20 protein-coding genes are annotated in these 18,527 nt (G+C 61.8%); 8 read left to right on the top strand and 12 right to left on the bottom strand.

Annotated features, from left to right (window positions below; translation table 11 throughout):
* Positions 1–2 precede the first annotated feature (2 nt).
* From F2P46_RS24530 to F2P46_RS24515, 4 genes are read right to left on the bottom strand one after another with little or no spacing between them, the layout of a single operon-like run.
* A complete protein-coding gene (locus F2P46_RS24530) occupies positions 3–1,226 on the bottom strand; it encodes an ABC transporter permease (protein WP_229477124.1) in 1,224 nt (407 codons plus the stop codon).
* Positions 1,223–1,993, bottom strand: a complete 771-nt coding sequence (locus F2P46_RS24525) for an ABC transporter ATP-binding protein (protein ID WP_229509446.1) — start codon at positions 1,991–1,993, stop codon at positions 1,223–1,225. The genes F2P46_RS24530 and F2P46_RS24525 overlap by 4 nt, the downstream gene beginning before the upstream one ends.
* Complete coding sequence (locus tag F2P46_RS24520; protein WP_166895122.1) at positions 1,993–3,201, bottom strand: efflux RND transporter periplasmic adaptor subunit; 1,209 nt, start codon at positions 3,199–3,201, stop codon at positions 1,993–1,995. Before F2P46_RS24520 ends, F2P46_RS24525 begins: the two co-directional genes overlap by 1 nt.
* 58 nt (positions 3,202–3,259) lie before the next feature.
* On the bottom strand, positions 3,260–3,532 hold the full coding sequence (locus tag F2P46_RS24515; protein ID WP_166895120.1) for a hypothetical protein: 273 nt from the start codon (positions 3,530–3,532) through the stop codon (positions 3,260–3,262).
* A gap of 128 nt (positions 3,533–3,660) precedes the next feature.
* On the opposite strand from F2P46_RS24515, the gene F2P46_RS24510 reads away from it, so the two are divergent.
* Positions 3,661–4,128: an Lrp/AsnC family transcriptional regulator gene (locus F2P46_RS24510; protein WP_166895118.1), complete on the top strand. Its 468-nt coding sequence runs from the start codon at positions 3,661–3,663 to the stop codon at positions 4,126–4,128.
* A gap of 189 nt (positions 4,129–4,317) precedes the next feature.
* On the opposite strand, the gene F2P46_RS24505 is transcribed toward F2P46_RS24510, so the two are convergent.
* The 3 genes from F2P46_RS24505 to F2P46_RS24495 are packed head-to-tail and all read right to left on the bottom strand — an operon-like array spanning position 4,318 to position 6,273.
* Positions 4,318–5,283 (bottom strand): sensor domain-containing diguanylate cyclase, encoded by a 966-nt coding sequence (locus F2P46_RS24505; protein ID WP_229509445.1) that lies wholly within the window; start codon positions 5,281–5,283, stop codon positions 4,318–4,320.
* 1 nt (position 5,284) lies between these two features.
* Complete coding sequence (locus F2P46_RS24500; protein ID WP_166882251.1) at positions 5,285–5,905, bottom strand: chemotaxis protein CheC; 621 nt, start codon at positions 5,903–5,905, stop codon at positions 5,285–5,287.
* 2 nt (positions 5,906–5,907) lie between these two features.
* Positions 5,908–6,273, bottom strand: a complete 366-nt coding sequence (locus F2P46_RS24495) for a response regulator (protein WP_166895116.1) — start codon at positions 6,271–6,273, stop codon at positions 5,908–5,910.
* A 198-nt stretch (positions 6,274–6,471) separates the two neighbouring features.
* Here F2P46_RS24495 and rpiA point away from each other — a divergent pair, with 198 nt between their 5' ends.
* Both rpiA and F2P46_RS24485 read left to right on the top strand, forming a co-directional pair.
* Positions 6,472–7,149, top strand: coding sequence for a ribose-5-phosphate isomerase RpiA (gene rpiA, locus F2P46_RS24490; RefSeq protein WP_166895114.1), 678 nt, complete (start codon positions 6,472–6,474; stop codon positions 7,147–7,149).
* A gap of 39 nt (positions 7,150–7,188) precedes the next feature.
* A complete protein-coding gene (locus F2P46_RS24485) occupies positions 7,189–7,563 on the top strand; it encodes a hypothetical protein (protein ID WP_229509444.1) in 375 nt (124 codons plus the stop codon).
* Positions 7,564–7,668: 105 nt separating this feature from the next.
* Here the strand turns inward: F2P46_RS24485 and F2P46_RS24480 are convergent, their stop codons facing one another.
* Entirely contained in the window at positions 7,669–7,941 is a 273-nt protein-coding gene (locus F2P46_RS24480; RefSeq protein WP_126074017.1) for an oxidative damage protection protein, read from the bottom strand.
* 35 nt (positions 7,942–7,976) lie between these two features.
* On the bottom strand, positions 7,977–9,287 hold the full coding sequence (gene argA / locus F2P46_RS24475) for an amino-acid N-acetyltransferase (protein WP_166895112.1): 1,311 nt from the start codon (positions 9,285–9,287) through the stop codon (positions 7,977–7,979).
* Positions 9,288–9,340: 53 nt separating this feature from the next.
* Here argA and hrpA point away from each other — a divergent pair, with 53 nt between their 5' ends.
* Positions 9,341–13,825, top strand: a complete 4,485-nt coding sequence (hrpA, locus tag F2P46_RS24470) for an ATP-dependent RNA helicase HrpA (protein ID WP_208296757.1) — start codon at positions 9,341–9,343, stop codon at positions 13,823–13,825.
* Positions 13,826–14,028: 203 nt separating this feature from the next.
* On the opposite strand, the gene F2P46_RS24465 is transcribed toward hrpA, so the two are convergent.
* The gene (locus tag F2P46_RS24465) at positions 14,029–14,523 is read right to left on the bottom strand and encodes a PRC-barrel domain-containing protein (protein WP_166895110.1); all 495 of its coding nucleotides are present in this window, start codon (positions 14,521–14,523) and stop codon (positions 14,029–14,031) included.
* A gap of 224 nt (positions 14,524–14,747) precedes the next feature.
* On the opposite strand from F2P46_RS24465, the gene F2P46_RS38315 reads away from it, so the two are divergent.
* From F2P46_RS38315 to F2P46_RS24455, 3 genes are read left to right on the top strand one after another with little or no spacing between them, the layout of a single operon-like run.
* On the top strand, positions 14,748–14,870 hold the full coding sequence (locus tag F2P46_RS38315; protein WP_267875881.1) for a hypothetical protein: 123 nt from the start codon (positions 14,748–14,750) through the stop codon (positions 14,868–14,870).
* On the top strand, positions 14,864–16,012 hold the full coding sequence (locus tag F2P46_RS24460) for a PHB depolymerase family esterase (protein WP_166895108.1): 1,149 nt from the start codon (positions 14,864–14,866) through the stop codon (positions 16,010–16,012). The genes F2P46_RS38315 and F2P46_RS24460 overlap by 7 nt, the downstream gene beginning before the upstream one ends.
* Positions 16,009–16,278 carry a hypothetical protein gene (locus F2P46_RS24455; RefSeq protein WP_166895106.1) on the top strand — a complete coding sequence of 90 codons (270 nt, stop codon included), beginning with the start codon at positions 16,009–16,011 and terminating at the stop codon, positions 16,276–16,278. The genes F2P46_RS24460 and F2P46_RS24455 overlap by 4 nt, the downstream gene beginning before the upstream one ends.
* A 271-nt stretch (positions 16,279–16,549) precedes the next feature.
* On the opposite strand, the gene F2P46_RS24450 is transcribed toward F2P46_RS24455, so the two are convergent.
* Both F2P46_RS24450 and F2P46_RS24445 read right to left on the bottom strand, forming a co-directional pair.
* The gene (locus F2P46_RS24450) at positions 16,550–16,762 is read right to left on the bottom strand and encodes a hypothetical protein (RefSeq protein ID WP_166895104.1); all 213 of its coding nucleotides are present in this window, start codon (positions 16,760–16,762) and stop codon (positions 16,550–16,552) included.
* Complete coding sequence (locus tag F2P46_RS24445) at positions 16,755–17,147, bottom strand: hypothetical protein (RefSeq protein WP_208296756.1); 393 nt, start codon at positions 17,145–17,147, stop codon at positions 16,755–16,757. Before F2P46_RS24445 ends, F2P46_RS24450 begins: the two co-directional genes overlap by 8 nt.
* Positions 17,148–17,837: 690 nt before the next feature.
* On the opposite strand from F2P46_RS24445, the gene F2P46_RS24440 reads away from it, so the two are divergent.
* Entirely contained in the window at positions 17,838–18,485 is a 648-nt protein-coding gene (locus F2P46_RS24440; protein ID WP_166895100.1) for a PHB depolymerase family esterase, read from the top strand.
* Positions 18,486–18,527: the final 42 nt, after the last annotated feature.

The raw sequence follows: 18,527 nt of genomic DNA, 5'->3' as shown, positions 1-18,527 counted from the left end.
GTCTATTCGTAACGTAAGCAATCGACCGGCAACAGGCGCGAGGCGCGCCGCGCCGGGTAGAAACCGAAGAACACACCCACCAGGCTGGAAAAGCCGCAGGCCACGATCACCGCCGACAGGCTGATGACGACATCGAACTTGCCGGTGGCCGTGATCGCCGCCGCCAGGCCCATGGCAATGGCAATGCCGAGCACGCCGCCGGCGAGGCAAATCACCACGGCTTCGGTCAGAAATTGCAGCAGCACATCGCGCGGCTTGGCGCCGATGGCCATGCGGATGCCGATCTCGCGCGTGCGCTCGGTCACCGACACCAGCATGATGTTCATGATGCCGATCCCGCCCACCACCAGCGAGATCGCGCCGATCAAGCCGAGCAGGGCGGCGATGCCGGCGCTGATCTTCCCGGCGGTCTCGGCAAACGAGGCCAGGTTGTCGATGCGGAAGTCGTCCGGCTCTTCGAACTTGATGTGATGGCGGTCGCGCAAGGTTTCATTGATGTCTTCGATGGCATCCTGCAAGTTGCCGTCCGACTTGCCCTGCGCCACGACGTAATGCACATTGTCGGGGAAGGGGTTGCGGATCAGGTGGGCGCGCGCGGCGGTGATCGGCACCAGCACCAGTTCCGACAAATCCGGCCCGTCGATCTGCTTGCCTTCGCCGTGCAGCACGCCAACGACCTGGAAGGCGACGTTTTCGATGCGAATATATTTGCCCAGCGGGTCCATTTTGTAGAAGAACTGGTCGGCCACCTTGTGTCCGATGATCACGCTGCGCGAGGCGGCGCGCACGTCGGCTTCGCTGAACACGCTGCCGAGCTCCATCTTCCAGTTGCGGATCTTGAACATCGCGGGTGTCACGCCGCTCACGCTGCTGGACGAGGTTTCGTTGCCGACTGCAAGCTTGAAGCCGCCTTGCAAGGCCGGTGCGGCGCCGGCCAGGCTCGGCAGGGTATTCAGGGCGGCCGCATCGGCCAGGGTCAACGCGGGAGCGGCGCCGGTGCGCATGCGCTGGGCCGCGGCGCGGTTGCCGCCCGGCGAAATGAACAGCATGTTGGTGCCCAGCGCTTCGAGTTCCTTGCCGATGAAGCGCTGCATGCTGTCGCCCAGGGCCAGCAGCAGCACCACCGAGGTGATCCCGATGATGATGCCGAGCATGGTCAGCGCGGTGCGCAGGCGGTTCGCGCTCATCGAACGGAACGCTTCGATCACGACCTGGAAGAAATTCATGCGCCGTCTCCATGCGCCAGCGCCTGCTGCTCGTGGCTTAGCGCCAGTTCGCGCAAGCCTTCGGCGGCCGGGCCGTCGTACAGCACGCGCCCGTCTTTCAGGCGCATCAGGCGCTTGCTGTAGGCGGCGATGTCGCTCTCGTGCGTGACCAGCAGGATCGTGATGCCGCGTTCGCTGTTGAGTTGCTGGAAGGAACGCATGATCTCGACACTGGTCTGCGTATCGAGGTTGCCGGTCGGCTCGTCGGCCAGGATCAGCGGCGGGTCGCCCACCAGGGCGCGGGCGATCGCCACCCGTTGCTGCTGGCCGCCGGACAATTGATTCGGCGTGCGCCTGGCGTAATCGGCCAGGCCCACCCGTTCCAGCTCGACCAGGGCCTTGGCATGGGCTTTCGCGCGCGACACCCCGGCGTAGATCAGCGGCAAGGCCACGTTTTCGGCCACGCTCATGCGCTTGATCAGGTTGAAGCTCTGGAACACGAAGCCGATGGTCCGGTTGCGCACGGTCGCCAGTTCGGCGCGCGACAGGGTGAGCGTGTCGATGCCGTTGAGCAGGTAGGTGCCGCCGGTGGCCTGGTCCAGGCAGCCGAAAATATTCATCAGGGTCGACTTGCCCGAGCCGGATTGCCCCATTACGGCGAGGAAGTCGCCGCGCGGCACCAACAGGTCGATGCCGAACAGCACTTGGGTTTCCATGCTGCCCGAAAAATAGCTTTTCGTGACCTGGCGGATATCGATCAGCGGCGTCGCTGTCCCTGGCGCCGGCATCAGAAGTCGCTCTTGGCGGCGGCGTTGGCGCGCGTAATGACCTTATCGCCCTTTGTCAGGCCGCCCGAGAGCACTTCGGTGTAGCGGAAGTTGGACAGGCCGATCTTGATGTCGACCGGCCTGGCTTCGTTCTTCTCGTCGAGCTTGTAGACCTTGAAGATGCGCGCCGTTTCGCTCTTGCTGCGGAAGGCGATGTCGTCTTCCTCGGCGGGCGGCGGCACCGCGACCGGGGTTTTGCCGCTGGCCTTTTGTTTTTTCTGTTCCTTTTCCACTTCCTCGTCGCTGAGGCGAAAGCGCAGGGCGGCGGTGGGAATGCGCAGCACGTTGGGACGGTTGCCGACCACCAGGCGCACCTGGGCCGTCATGCCCGGTTTGAGTAATTCTTCCTTGTTTTCGACGTCGAGCACGACGTTGTAGGTAACCACGTTCTGCACCACGTTCGCCGCCAGCCGGAACTGGCGCATGCTGGCCGCGAATTCGCGGTCGGGGTAGGCGTCGACGACGAAGTGGGCCGGCTGGCCATCTTTCAGCGCGCCCACGTCGGCTTCCGAGACGCTGGTGTCGATCTGCATCTTGGTCAGGTCCTTGGCGATCTGGAACAAATTCGGCGTCGTGAAGGAGGCCGCCACGGTCTGGCCCAGGTCGATGGTGCGCTTGATGACCACGCCGTCGATGGGGGCGCGGATCACGCTGTTGTCGAGGTCGGCCTGGGCGCGCGCCAGTTGCGCCTGCGACAGCTTGATATTGGCCTTGGCCACGTCGAGCTCGCGGCGCGCCTGGTCCAGGGTCAGGCTGGACACGTAATTTTGCGCCACTAGCTGTTCGTTGCGCTCGAAGTTCGCTTGCGCCAGGCGCATCGACGCTTCGGCCGAGGCCAGGCCCGCTTCGACCTGGCGGATCTGGGCGTTGAAGATGGTCGGGTCGAGTTTCAACAGCACCTGGCCCTTTTTCACGTGGTCGTTGAAGTCGGCCTTGAGCTCGACCACGGTGCCCGACACTTGCGAGCCGACATTGATCAGCGCGACCGGGTTGATGGTGCCGGTGGCCGTGACGGTCTGGGTGATGGTGCCGATGTCGACCAGCGCCGAGCGGTAGCGCGACTCCGGGATCACGGGCGTTTTGTTCGATTGCAGCCAGGCGGCACCGGCGACGCCGGCGACGATCACGGCGATCAGGATGGCTACGCGTTTCCGGGTGAATATGGACATGGGCTTCGACAAGGCTGGCGCGGCTGCGCGACGTTGTAGTGTCCGCCATTTATGCTAACTAAGCAACATGCATACGTGCAACTTTTTCGTGGACGGGGAAAATATCGATGATCTCGATCACGTTGCGCAGGCGCGTCATGAACAGGTCGAGCAGGTCGGGGTCGATGGCGCGCAGCTGGAGGAAGATGACGTCGTCGGCGGCGCTGCTGTCGAGTTCGAGCGCGGCCAGGTGCAGGCCGCCCCGACGGGCGATCGCCAGCACCGCTTCGAGGGTGTCCAGGGTGGCCGCCTTGGGGACGGAAAAGTGGAGGGGCAGGTGGCTATCGTTCATGCCTGAAAGGATATCCCGAGGGTGGCGGAATAGGCTTTCGAAGTGGGCGCTGGTTTCGATGTTGGCGGAAGAATCTTCTGCTAAAAATGTGGTATCGTGGAAATTATTCCTTGAAGGGGTGAAAAACCATGAATGCTGCCGCACTTGACGAGATTGACCGCAAAATCTTGCGCGAGCTGCGCCGCGACGGGCGGATCTCGAATACCCAGTTGGCCGAGCGCATCGGGCTGTCGGCCTCGCCGTGCTGGAACCGGGTGCGCCAGATGGAGGAGGCCGGGGTGATCGAGGGCTATACGGTGCTGCTGAACCAGCAGGCGCTGGGGGTGCCCGATACGGTGATGATCGAGGTGACCCTGGACCGGCATGACGACGATACCTTCGAACGCTTCGGGCAGGCGCTGGCCGACATGCCGGAGGTGCTGGAGGCGTATTTATTGACCGGGGAGTACGATTACCTGATCAAGGTGGCGGTGGCGGGGACGGCGGGGTATGAAGAGTTTTTACGGCGCAGGTTGTACAAACTGCCGGGCTTGCGGCACAGCAGGTCGACCTTTGTGTTGCGGGTGTTAAAGCGCAGTCATTCGCCGGAGCCGTAGAGCTCGTCGTTCCCGCGCAGGCGGGAACCCAAGTTCGTGCAGCAGCCACTGGCAGCTCAAAAAACTTGGGTTCCCGCCTGCGCGGGAACGACGGAGTCAGCGGCGGGAGCGACGGAGTCAGCGGCGGGAACGACGGAGTCAGCGGCGGGAACGACGGAGTCAGCGGCGGGAACGACGAGATCTTGATGCCTACACCGCACTAAACCTCACCACCCGATTCCGTCCGGCGCCTTTGGCCATGTACAGCGCCCGGTCGGCTTCGCCCAGCAACACGGCAATATCGCTCGGATGCGCCAGCGCGTGCGTCGCCAGGCCGATACTGACCGTCACATACCCGGTCGGCTCGGACTTGATATGCGGAATCCCCAAGTCGGCAATGCGCTCACGCATCTTCTCGGCCAGCACCTGGCTGTGTTCGGGCGTCATCTCGGGCAAGATCACAGCAAACTCTTCCCCGCCATACCGCGCGATCAGGTCCGCCGGGCGTTGCAGCATGGCCGCCAGCGCGTGCGCCACCTTGATCAAGGTGTCATCCCCCTGCTGGTGGCCGTAATGGTCGTTGTAGGGCTTGAACGAATCGATATCGATCATCAACAAGGACAGCGGCGTGCCCGAACGCTTGGCGCGGCGCATTTCCTTTTCCATTGCCACATCGAAATGGCGGCGGTTGGCAATCCCGGTCAAGCCATCCGAAAAGGTTTGCGAGCGCAACTCGAGCGCCTGGTCGCGCAGCAAGCGTTCGCGGTGAACCGCCACGCTCACATCGGTAATCTGGATCAGGCAATGGCGCGCCAGCCCCGGCACGTCGAGCGGCGTGACGGCCACCGCTTGCTGCATGCGCTCGCCCGTGGCGCGCGCGGCGGCATTGAGGTACAGGCCGAATGGCGCCTTGTGCAAGGTCTGCGACAACACCGATGGAAAATTGTCGCGCAAGGCCTGGCGTACCGCGCTGTCGATGCGCTTGCCGTTGAGCTCGGGGAACAGCAGGAAAAAATCCTGCCCCACCACGCTGTCGGCCGGCAAGTCGGAATACTGGCTCATCCAGCGGTTCCACACCACCACCCGGCCCGCGTGGTCGAGCACGATGGTGCCGAGATTGATCGCGCCCAGCACGCTTTTGAGCATGCCCTGGCCGGGTGCCGCGGCGTGGGCCATGTCAGGCCGGACCCATGATCTTGGCAAGGTAGCGGTCGACCTGGTCTTGCAGGTCTTGCAGCGCGGTCAGGTCGAGGATGAAGGCCACATAGCCGTGGATCTGGTGTTTTTCGAGGATGAAGTCGATATGCAGCATCAGCACCACGGTGTCGCCCTGGCCGCCGGTGGCGCTCAGGATCTCTTCGCTGGTGCCGACGTGGTACTCGGGCAGGGAGCCGCTCAGTTCCTGCGCGAAAATATTGGCCAGGGTACCGACGCAGGAATTGAGGATGATATTGCCGATTTCGCTCAGCGCTTCCTGCTCCATCTCCGTCAATTCCTTCAGCGGCACCGACTCGCCCACCATCAGGCGCACGATGTCGAGGCTCTTGTCCTCGGGGAACATGAGGATCGCTTCGGTCTTGAACGCGCCTTCGTAATGCTGGCTCACGCCGCAGACACGGGCGCTTTCCTTGTTGCCAAGCATCTCAGCGGCTTCCGCACGGTTCAGGAAGCTGATCGACGGCACCGACATCGTCACTTCTTCATTGACGATCTCGCTCATCGACTTGGCCGCGTGGCCGACGCCGATGTTGAAGATTTCGACCAGCGCATCGTGCTGCAGCTCGCTGAGATTGAACATGTTCACTCCAGGGCACCGATCAGGGCATGGATGCGCGCTTCGGTGATGGGCTTTTCCAGGAAACCGATGCCCAGTTCATTGGCGCGGTTGCGGGTGGCGTTCTGGACGTTAGCGGTACACAGGGAAATATGGGCGTCCGGGCAGGCCGCGCGCAGGTGCTCGGCGGCGGCCAGGCCGCCCATGCCGGGCATGTTGACGTCGATCAGGATCAGCACGGGCACGAGCGTCTTGACCTTCTCGATGCCTTCTTCGCCGGTGCCGGCCTCTTCCACCTGCCAGCCGGGCTGCTTGCTGAGGATGAATTGGCGGGCCATCAGCCGCGATACCCGACTGTCATCGATGACGAGGACCGTTTTCGTTTCGTTCATGTCACTTTCCCAGAGAATCTATGCATCGAGGCATTTTCGCATAGTTTCCCACGCCGTATAGGTAAAACGGGGCAGCCGTGCCACCGACGGGGTGACGTTCATGCGACATGGCAACAAAAAGGGGCAGGAAAGGTGTATTGGCGGGGTGTGATCCGTTAAAATAAGGGCATTCTTCCATTTTCTCCCCTAATTTTTGACATGACTCAAGACGAATTGAAACAAGCCGTGGCGCGCGCCGCGATTGCCTACGTGGTTGACGGCGCCATCATCGGCGTCGGCACGGGCTCCACCGCCAATTTCTTCATCGATGAGCTGGCCACCATCAAGGACCGCATCAAGGGGACCGTGGCCTCGTCCGAAGCGACCGCGGCGCGCCTGCGCGGGCACGGCATTGCCGTGTACGACCTGAACGACGTGACCGAGATTGCCGTCTACATCGACGGCGCCGACGAAATCACCGCCAGCGGCGCCATGATCAAGGGCGGCGGGGCGGCCCTGACGCGCGAGAAAATCGTCGCCTCCGTCTCGCGCCAGTTCGTCTGCATCGCCGACGGCTCCAAGCTGGTGCAGACCATGGGCGCCTTTGCGCTGCCGGTCGAAGTGCTGCCGATGGCGCGCGCGGCCGTGATGCGGCGCCTGGCGGCCCTGGGCGGCCAGCCGCGCCTGCGCCTCAAGGCGGGCAGCGAGCAAGCGTTCATCACCGATAACGGCGGCGAGATTATCGACGTGGCGGGGCTGTCGATCACCGCTCCGCTGGCGCTGGAGCAAGAAATCAACCAGATCGTCGGCGTGATCGCCGTCGGCCTGTTTGCCCAGCGCGGGGCCGATGTGTGCCTGCTGGGAACAAGCGAAGGCGTCAAGACGCTGACGTTTTAATCGGTACACGACATCGATGCGACAAGACATCGATCAAACATGCATTTAAAGAAGTTCAACGATGGGGATAACATGAAGCGATTGCTTTTGGCGGTGACGTGTGTGGCGGTGGTGCTGGGTGGCTGTTCGTCGGCCGGGAAGAAAAAAGTCGCGGTGCGGCAAGCGCCGGTAAAAGTAGTTGCCGTGCAAGCGCCGGCGCTCGACGCCAAGGGCCAGCCGATCGCGCATGTCGCGTTCCGTCCGGGCATTTCATCGGTTACGGTGGAAAATATGGCCAAGAAACAAGGTTGCACGGGCGGCGTCGGTGCCGGCCTGATGACGCCGCCGGGTCCGGTCGAGGTGTACCGCATGGTGTGCGATAACCGCACGATTTACCAGGCCAAGTGCGAATTGCGTCAGTGTAGAGCGATTTAAACGCGGGGGGTAAACACCGGTGCCAGGTCTGACATTCGGACACGGGCTCATCCGCAAGGCGGATGAGCCCGTGTCCGAATGTCAGACCTGGCACCGGTTGGGGTGTCAGTCAGCCGGTGGCACGTAGCCTTGGGCTGCGTCGGCGCCGTCGCCGAAGAAGTGTTTTTCCATCTGCGTGGCCAGGTATTTGCGCGCGCGCTGGTCGGCCAGGTTCAGGCGGTTTTCATTGACCAGCATGGTCTGGTGCTTGAGCCAGGCGGCCCAGGCTTCTTTCGAGACCGTTTCCCAGATTTTCTTGCCCAGCTCACCCGGGTAAGGTGGAAAGTCGAGTCCTTCGGCTTCCTTGTTCAATTTGACGCAATGGACGGTGCGGGCCATGTGTACTCCTCAAGCGGATATGTGTAAAGGCGTGATTATAGAGACTTAATCAGCACTTGGGATTTGCGCTGCCAGTTATACATATGCTGGCGGTCCTTGGGCAGCGCATCAACCGTGGCCGGCTTGAAGCCGCGCTTCTGGAACCAGTGCGAGGTGCGCGTGGTGAGCACGAACAGTTGTTTCAGGCCGGCCGCGCGGGCGCGGTTTTCCACGTGCTTGAGAATGCGCTCGCCGTCGCCCTGGGTTTGCACGTCCGGGTTGACCGTCAGGCAGGCCATCTCGCCCATTTTCGATTCCGGGAACGGGTACAGGGCGGCGCAGCCGAAGATCACGCCATCGTGCTCGATGACCGAGAACTGGTCGATTTCGCGTTCGATCAGTTCGCGCCCGCGCTTGACCAGGGTGCCGTCCGCTTCCAGGGGCTCGATCAGCTTGATGATGCCGCCCACGTCTTCGATGGTGGCGCGGCGCAGGCTTTCCAGGTTCTCGTGACTGATCATGGTGCCCACGCCATCGTGGGTGAACAGTTCGAGCAGGGCCGAGCCGTCCATCTCGAACGGCACGATGTGGGCGCGCGGCACGCCGCTGTTGCAGGCCTTGATGGCGTGCTGCAGGTAGAACGCGGCGTCGGCCGGCAAAAAGCCCGCCTGCAGCACGGCTTCGGCCTGGTGCGACGACAGTTCGCGGATTTCGGCGCCGCCTTCATCTAACATCATCGGCGTTTCGGTGATGAACACCAGTTTGTCGGCGTGCAGGGCGATCGCGGCCGACACGGCCACGTCTTCCATGGTCAGGTTGAACGCTTCGCCGGTCGGCGAAAAACCCAGCGGCGAGAGCAGCACCGGGCTGTCGGTGGCCAGGATCGCGTGGATGGTCTCGGCGGCGATCTTGCGCGGCATGCCGGTCAGTTCGAGGTCGACGCCGTCGATCACGCCAAGCGGGCGCGCCGTGACGAAGTTACCTGAGATGATGCGGATCGCGGCGTGCGCCATCGGCGTGTTGGGCAAACCCTGGCTGAAGGCGGCTTCGATATCGAGCCGCAGTTCGCCGGCCGCTTCTTTGGCGCATTCGAGGGCGGCGGTGTCGGTGATGCGGATGCCGTTGTGAAAACGGCCTTCCACGTTCCTCAGCGCGAGCTGCTCGGCGACCTGGGGACGCGAGCCGTGCACGATCACCACCCGGATATCGAGGGCGACCAGCAGCGACAGGTCCTGGGCCAGCACCGGCAGCGCGCCAGCGGTGACGAGTTCACCTGGAAAGGCGACCACGAAGGTCTTGCCACGGAACGCGTGGATGTACGGCGCGACTGAGCGCAGCCATTGGACGAATTGGTTAGGGGTTTCCATTTGGCGCATTATAATTCGCTGCGCGACTTGCGCGCTAAATTCATGTAAAAACAATGTCAGAACAGAGTAACAAGCCTTCCACACCGCCGTCGCCATCCGTCGCCACGCCCCGCAATGCCAGTGAGGCGGGTCCATCCGCCGCGCGTGCGGACCAACCGCGCACGCCGCGCCCGCCACGGGAAGGGCAGGCGGACGGCGTTCGTGCCCCGCGCGAGGGGCAGCCGGCCGGTGAACGACCGGCGCGCGCGCCACGTCCGCCGCGCGAAGGTCAGCCAGCCGCTGAACGCCCGGCGCGTACGCCGCGTCCACCACGGGACGGCCAGCCAGCCGGCGTTCGTGCCCCGGGTGAACGTGCGCCGCGTGAGGGGCAGCCAGCCGGCGAACGTCCGGCGCGCTCTCCCCGTCCCCCGCGCGAAGGCCAGCCAGCCGGCGTTCGTGCCCCGGGCGAACGTGCCCCGGGCGAACGTGCCCCGGGTGAACGTGCGCCGCGTGAGGGGCAGCCAGCCGGCGAACGTCCGGCGCGCGCTCCCCGTCCCCCGCGCGAAGGCGAGCCAGCCGGCGAACGTGCCCCGGGCGTTCGTGCCCCGGGCGAACGTGCCCCGGGCGTTCGTGCCCCGGGCGAACGTCCCGCACGCGCGCCGCGCGAAGTATTCCGCACGCCGCTGCCGCCGATTACCTTTCCCGAGGATTTGCCGGTCTCCGGACGCCGCCAGGATATCGCCAAGGCGCTGCTGGAAAACCAGGTCATCATCGTTTCCGGCGAAACCGGCTCCGGCAAGACTACCCAGCTGCCCAAGATTTGCCTGGAGCTGGGACGCGGCCAGAAAGGCCTGATCGGCCACACCCAGCCGCGCCGGATCGCCGCCTCGTCCACCGCCAAGCGCATCGCGCAGGAACTGGGCACGCCGCTGGGCGTGCACGTGGGCTTCAAGGTGCGCTTTACCGACACCCTGCAACCGGGCGCCTCGGTCAAGCTGATGACGGACGGGATCCTGCTGGCCGAAACCCAGACCGATCCGCTGCTCAAAAACTACGACACCATCATCATCGATGAAGCGCACGAGCGCAGCCTGAACATCGATTTCCTGCTCGGTTACCTGAAGCAGTTGCTGCCGCGCCGTCCGGACCTGAAAGTGATCATCACGTCGGCCACCATCGACGCCGACCGCTTCGCGCGCCACTTCGCCAACGGCGACAAGCTCGCGCCGGTGATCGAGGTCTCGGGCCGCCTGTACAAGGTGGAGGTGCGCTATCGCCCGGTCGACCGCGATCTGGTGGCGACGCCGACGCCGCCCGCGGCGGGCAAGCCGATACCCAAGGCGCAGGCCGCGCGCGACAAGCGCGACCTGATGGATGCGGTGGTCGACGGCGTCGACGAATTGTGCCGCCTCGGTTCGGGCGACGTGCTGGTGTTCCTGCCGGGCGAGCGCGAAATCCGCGATTGCGCCGAGGCCCTGCGCAAGCACCATCCGCCGCACGTCGAGATCCTGCCGCTGTTCGCCCGCCTGTCGGTCGAAGAGCAGGAGAAGGTCTTCAAGATCACCAATGCGCGCCGCATCGTGTTGGCCACCAACGTGGCCGAAACGTCGCTGACGGTGCCGGGCATCCGCTACGTGGTCGACGCGGGCCTGGCGCGCGTGAAGCGCTACAGCTTCCGCAACAAGGTCGAGCAGTTGCAGGTCGAGCCGATCGCGCAGTCGGCCGCCAACCAGCGCGCCGGCCGCTGCGGCCGCGTGGCCGACGGCGTCTGCATTCGCCTGTACGAAGAAAACGATTACCTGCAGCGGCCCAAGTTCACCGAGCCGGAAATTCTGCGCTCGTCGCTGGCGGCGGTCATCCTGCGCATGAAGTCCCTGCACCTGACCGATGTGGAGACGTTCCCGTTCATCGAGCCGCCGCAGGGCCGCGCCATCGCCGACGGTTACCAGCTGCTGCAGGAAGTTGGCGCGGTCGACGAGTCGAACGACCTGACCCCGTTGGGCCACAAGCTGGCCAAGCTGCCGCTCGATCCGAGGGTCGGGCGCATGATCCTGGCCGCGCTGGAAAACGCGTGCCTGACCGAGATGCTGATTATCGCTTCCGCGCTGTCGGTGCAGGACCCGCGCGACCGGCCGATGGAGCACCAGCAGGCGGCCGACGAGGCGCACAAGAAGTTCGCCGACGAGAAGTCCGAATTCCTCACGTATATCAAGATCTGGACGTGGTTCGAGGCGGCCATCGAGCACAAGAAAACCAACCGCCAGCTGATGGAAACCTGCCGCACCAATTTCCTGTCGCAGGTGCGCCTGCGCGAATGGCGCGACGTGCATTCGCAGTTGCTCACCATCGTCAAGGAGCAGGGCTGGCGCATGAACGAGCTGCCGGCCACGTACGAAAACCTGCATACGGCGCTGCTCACTGGCCTGTTGGGGAACATCGGCTTCAAGTCCGAGGACGAACCGGGCGCCGGCTACCTGGGTGCGCGCGGCATCAAGTATCACGTGTGGCCGGGTTCTTCGCTGCTCAAAAAACCGGGCAAGTGGATCATGGCGGCCGAACTGGTGGAGACCACGCGCCTGTACGCGCGCTGCGTGGCCAACATCGCGCCGGAGTGGATCGAGCGGGTGGGCAGCCACCTGCTGAAAAAATCCTGGGGCGAGCCGCGCTGGGAAAAGCGCGCCGCGCAGGTCACCGCATCCGAACGCGCGACCTTGCACGGGCTGGTGATCTACAGCCAGCGCCGTATCAACTACGGCCAGTTCAACCCGGCCGAAGCGCGCGAGATTTTTATCCGCGATGCGCTGGTGGCGGGCGACTACGACACACGCGCGCCGTTTTTCGCGCATAACCACAAGCTGGTGAAAGAGATCGAAAACCTCGAGCACAAGTCGCGCCGTCTCGACGTGCTGGTGGACGATCACCTGATCGCCGCCTTCTACGACAAGCTCATTCCGACGGATGTGGTCAACGGCGCCGGTTTCGAAAAGTGGCACAAGGACGCCACCTTCAAGGAACCGAAACTGCTGTTCCTGAACCGCGACGAGTTGATGCGGCACGAGGCGGCCGGCGTGACCACTGAGTTGTTCCCGAAGGCGATGTCGGTGACCGGCATCGAGATGCAACTGACCTACCACTTCGAGCCGGGCAGCCTGCGCGATGGGGTTACCCTGGCGGTGCCGCTGTTCGCGCTCAACCAGTTGCCGCGCGAGCGGGCCGACTGGCTGGTGCCGGGCATGCTGAAGGAAAAAGTGCATCTGCTTCTCAAATCGCTGCCGCAGAAGTTGCGCCGCCATTGCGTACCGCTGCCCGATTTCGCGGCGCGCTTTTGCGAGCGCGTGCACGAGGCGGGCAAGTTCGGGCGTGGTGACCTGATCGACGCGATCATCGCGGACATCCGTTCGCAAACGAGCCTGATGGTGATGAGCACCGACTTCAAGCCCGAAACCTTGCCGGCGCATCACTTCATGAACTTCAAGGTGATCGACGAGCACGGACGCCAGCTCGACATGGGACGCAACCTGGCCACCCTGCAGGCCGAATTCGGCGGGCAGGCGCGCCAGAGCTTCCAGAAGCTGGCGGAAGTGTCGATTCCGGCCGCGCCGGGCAAGGTGCAGGCGACGGCGACGAGCTCGGCATCGTCAGCATCATCGGCGGCGTCATCGAAGAGCGCGGACCCGGGCACGCAGCCGAACGCGCCCAAGGTCAGCCAGCATACCGGCCTGACCTCGTGGACCTTCGGCGAACTGCCGGAGCTGCTCGAAATCGTGCAGGGCAAGCTGACCCTGATCGGCTTTCCGGCCCTGGTCGACAAGCAGACCCACTGCGACCTGGAAGTGTTCGACGACCCGACCGTGGCCACGGCCACCCACCGCGTGGGCCTGCGTCGCCTGTTTGCGCTGCAGTTCAAGGAGCAGATCAAGTTCATCGAGAAGAATATTCCCGGATTGCAGCAGATGGGCATGCAGTTCATGGCCATGGGTTCGCAGGAAGAGTTGCGCGACCAGATCATCCAGAAGGCGATCGATATCGCCTGCCTGCAAGATCCGCTGCCGACCGACGCGGCCTCGTTCAACAAGCGCAAGGATGAAGGTAAATCGCGCCTGACCTTGCTGGTGAACGAGATTGCACGGCTGGTGTCGCAGGTGCTGACCGAGTTCCATGGCTTGCCCAAGAAGCTGCAGGGCGTGCAGGCGCAGGCCGCGGCCGACATGCAGTCGCAGTTGCAGGGGCTGGTGCACAAGCGCTTCCTGATCGACAACGATTACACGCAGCTGGCGCATTTTCCGCGCTACCTGAAGGCGATCAATGTGCGGCTGGAGAAGCTGCGCGCCGATCCCGCGCGCGACGCCAAGCTGATGGCCGAGTGGACCCAGTCCGCCAGCCACTTCATGCGCGCCGCACGCGACCGCTTGGCGGGGAAGAACACCGATCCGAAGATGGTGGAATTCCGCTGGATGCTCGAAGAACTGCGCGTGTCGCTGTATGCCCAGGAATTGCGCACGCCAATGCCGGTCTCGGCCAAGCGCCTGCAGAAGGTGTGGGAGTCGATGCAGCGCTGATGCCGCTAACTTAAGCTCCGTCATTCCCGCCTGCGCGCTAACCTAGGCCACATTTTTGAAATTCGCTTTTAAATCAAGCACTTAGTATGCAGTTGCATTGTTGAAAGCTGCTGTAAGTGTTTGATTTTATTGAATGTTTCAAATATGTGGGCATTGTGTAGCGCCTGCGCGGGAATGACGGAGTGTGGTTTTTGGGCGGATGCTTAACTCAGCGCAGTGCCGCCACTCATGCCGCTGCTGCCCATGCCGCCAGTCGCTGCGCCGCTGCCGCCCATGCCCGCTTGCGCCCCCGCACCCATGCCGCCGCTGGCGTCGGTGCCGTAGAACCCGTGCACCTGGTTGGCCCAGCCGATGTCGCTCATGTCCGGCCAGGCGTCCGGGTCGAAGCCGGGGGCGTTTTTCAGGCGCTCTTTTTCCACATTGAGTACGAAACGCTTGTTGACCGTATCGAGGTGCAGTGCCTGCCACGGCACCGCGAACAGTTTTTCGCCCAGTCCCAGCATGCCGCCGAAGGCCAGCACCGCGTAGGCGACTTGCCCGCTGCGCATGTCGAGCATGATTTCCTTGATTTCGCCCAGGTCGTCCTGCTGGGAATTGACCACGTTGTCGCCGATCAGGGTGTCGGCGCCCATCAGGGCCGGGCCGGGGCCGGCGCTGCCTTTGTACATGCCGTATTTGTCGCGCTCTGTGTAGTTCATGTCGTTCTCCTGGGGTTGTTGGGTGTGCGGACCGCGCCGATTGCGGACCTTATGCAAACAGACTAGGTTTTCGCGCAAGCCGTTCTTTGATCTGGCTCAATGGTGCCCGGGCGCGCGCCACGTCCGCCAATGTTGCTTTTTTGTTCATCGGGCCGGCTAAGCGGCGCAACGCACGGAGCGGTGCCGCGCGCGCACGCTATGCTGGTTGAAAGGAGACTTTCGCCATGGATCTCAACGCACGCTGCACCCCCGCCGGCCCGCCCGGCCAGCCGATTCCCACGCCTTCGCTCGGCGCGTTCCTGTGGGCCCGCCTGCACCGGCGCGTGATGGTGCGCTTGCGATGGTAAAGTCGAGCGCCCCCTTGCTGCGCAGCTTGATGCGCGTGGGCAAAAAGCAGCAACGTTCGGCGGCACGCCTGCTCACGGCCTTGTTTGCGCCGCCCAAGCCGGCGCCCAAGGTGCGCGCCAAGCCCAAGCCAAAACCGGCGGCCACGGCCACGCCCAAGCCGGCGCCGAAACCCCGAAGCGCTTGCGCACCCAAACCCAAGCCGGCAGCGCGCGCCGCACCGGCAAGCCTGGCCAAGGATGCGCCGGCGCCTGGCAAATGGCTCACCGCGCGCTACGCCGGCCAGGCCGGGCACGTGTTGCGACAGATGAGTTACTGGCTGTATCTGCCCGATGGCGCGGCGCCGCCCTCGGGCTGGCCGCTGATCGTCATGCTGCACGGCTGCGAGCAAAGCGCCACCCAGTTCGCCCAGGGCACGCGCATGAACCAGACGGCGCAGAAGGCCGGCTATGCCGTGCTGTATCCGCAGCAATCACTGGGCGCCCATCCACATCGTTGCTGGAAGTGGTACGACCGCGCCACCCAGCAGGGCGGCGGCGATGTGCCGGTGATTGTGGGCATGATCAGCCAGGTGCTGGCCGCCTACGGCCTCGACCGCTCGCGGGTGTTTATCGGCGGTATGTCGGCCGGGGCGGGCATGGCCAACATCGTCGCGCTCAATCATCCGGAACTGTTTGCCGGGCTGGGGCTGCATTCGGGGCCGCTGTACGGAGCGGGGCACAGCACGGTCGGGGCGCTTGGGGTTATGCAACATGGCAACGGCGCGCGGGTCGACAGCGCGATTGCCGAGGTGCTCGAACGGCGTCCGGGGTTTCCGTCGATGCCGACCATCCTGATCCAGGGCGAGGACGATCGCGTGGTGCGTCTGGTCAACCAGGCGCACTTGCGGCGCCAGGCGATGCTGGTCAATGACTTGCCGCCGGCCACGCCGGTGCGGGTGGCGCAGAAGGCCGGGGGGCGCAGTGGCTTGCCGTACCAGCTGCATGACGTGTACCGGGGCCGCAAGCTGATCCTGCGGGTGGCCCAGATCGCCCAGCTGCAACATGCCTGGAGCGGGGGCGACGCGCGCCTGTCGTTCAACTCGGCGGCGGGGCCGGACGCGAGCAAGATGCTGGTCGATTTCTTCGGAAAACACCGGCGTTGACGCTGGTTTCTTTCTGGGCAATGATGCGCACAAGTCATTCATGCGCCCAGGAGCTTGCATGTTGTTCGATAAGAAAAAGTTGGAAAGACATTTGCCAAGGCTTCATGGTGCGCGACTGTACCATTGGCTTTGCCGATGGACGCATCGGCCTGATGCTGGTGGAAATGTCGGACGAGCTGCTTCGGCGTCTGCACGATGCTCGCGTCGACCATCTGACCGCCACGCGCAACTACAGAGATGCATCAATTCAACCAAGCCGGCCATAAAACTACACCTTGGGGCCTTGCCCCAAACCCCACTAAGCGCTTGGTCGTCAGGGGGCAGGATTAAAAACCATATCCTGCCCCGTGACGACCAGTTTTCTTATTCATTCGGCATCAGGCAATCGCTACGGTGAACATACTCACCCGTTCGTTTTTGAAGATAAATCTGTTAACATACGCTGCGGTTTCCGTTTTTCCTTGACACTGCAACGTCTCTTGCAGTTTTATATCAATAAAAATATAAAATTAATCAATGCAATAATAAAAATAATTATTATATTGTTTTATTAATACTTTCTTCAAATTGGCTCTTGAAATCGGGTATCATGCGCTGTAGCCGTTCAAGGTCATCATACATCTCGCATTGTTGGTCTTCATCTTCAATTGTTTTGACCACTGCAGTCAGGTGCTTCATATGTTCTTCTAAAGCAGTAAGCACTACTCGCCATTCTCCTACCGTTGCTTTAATACTCGTTAGATCAGCCATTTTTAATCTCCAATGGATTAAGTTTTACAGATTTATTTGGATCGATTCCGAATTCTTCAAGAAGGCCAATATACTTCAGAAATGGCATATCTCGCTCAGGCGCCAACATAAAATGACCTTTATGATTCGGGCGCATATCCTTGACTACACGAATGCCGTCCGGCAGTATTGCGTTCTTCTTAATTTTCCATATATTTTTACCCTTTTCTTTCATGAGCGGCGTTATGCTATCAAAAGCAGAGAAGCCGTTTCCATTAGCACGTATTACAAGGATTCCATTCACTTCCACAACTAAACAATCCTTTAAACCTCGCGTCTCAGAAAAAGATGGCGACTCAGAATTTCCCATTCTAAACAAATTTAGGTGGAGGGATGCGAGATCCATGATGAATAAGTTTTCAAGAGTTACCAATTTTTTTCTCCAAAATTAACACAGGAAAAAATATAGTAAAAACTTAACTGCAAAAGGTCATGCGAAATAGCAGGCACTGAACCAATAAATCATTCAGTAAGTAGGCTGGAACGGCAATCAAGCAAAGCCCCAGGGTAGTCAATCATAGAAACCCCGTTTGAGCAGTATTAAAACTGTGAATTCTCAAAGCGGAAAGCTTAATAAATTTCCGATTGGCGTTATGTTATTAGCCTGACAGTAAAGACCTAAGTTTGAAATTTAATAAATTTGTTTTCAGGATATGTTTTTGATGGAACCGTGTGGTAGCATGATAAACAGCTAAGTTAAAAAAACCACAAGGTTTGTATACAAAGATTTTAATGCGTTATCATCTATTATTATGAGTAAGTTAGCACATTTCAAAGATAATCATGCAGTGAAAGAGTGTTCATAAAGTAAATATAATTGAAAGCCAGGAAATTGCTCTTTTTGTTGATTTTTTAACATTATCTGAAAATTTACCATGTTTTTTCGGTTCTGTCGCGTTGGCGAACTTCGGCGTGGCAATCATGTAAACTGCGGCGCCCGAACCCACGACGAATCGACATGCTTAACTTCAAAGCACTTCGTTATACATAAGGGCACCTCGAATTACCGGCAAATTTCGCGTGACCGCCGGTCGCGATGCCGGCAGTTGCTTTTTTTGATGTCAGGCCGAGCTGCTTCCCGCCCGTTTCATGGGCGCTGAACCTCGTTTTGTGCAGTCCGGACGGACTGCGGGCGTCAGAACGCCTCGACCCTGGCCTCCTTCAAGTGGGGGCGGGCATGGCCAATATCGTGGCGCTCAACCATCCCGAGCTGTTCGCCGGGCTGGGCCTGCATTCGGGGCCGCTGTACGGAGCCGGGCCCAGCACGGTCGGCGCACTGGGCGTCATGCAGCACCGTAACGGCGCCCGGGTCGACAGCTCGATTGCCGAGGTGCTCGAGCGGCGTCCGGGGTTTCCGTCGCTGCCGACCATCCTGATCCAGGGTGACGATGACCGGGTGGTGCGTCCGGTCAACCAAGTGCATCTGCGGCGCCAGGCGATGCTGGTCAATGATTTGCCGGCGGCCACGCCGGTGCGGGTGGCGCACAAGGCCGCTGGACGAGGCGGCTTGCCGTATCAGCTGCACGACGTGTACCGGGGCCGCACATTGATACTACGGGTGGCCCAGATCGCCCAGTTGCAGCATGCCTGGAGCGGGGGCGACGCGCGCCTGTCGTTCAACTCGGCGGCGGGGCCGGATGCGAGCAAGATGCTGGTCGATTTTTTCGGAAAACACCGGCGTTGACGCTGGTTTCTTTCTGGGCAATGATGCACACAAGTCATCCAT

This window comes from Massilia sp. CCM 8734 (assembly GCF_011682155.1).
Classification (GTDB): domain Bacteria; phylum Pseudomonadota; class Gammaproteobacteria; order Burkholderiales; family Burkholderiaceae_D; genus Telluria_A; species Telluria_A rubra.
The sequence above is the reverse complement of the archived record's forward strand: the minus strand, read 5'-3'. Positions and strand labels throughout refer to the sequence as shown.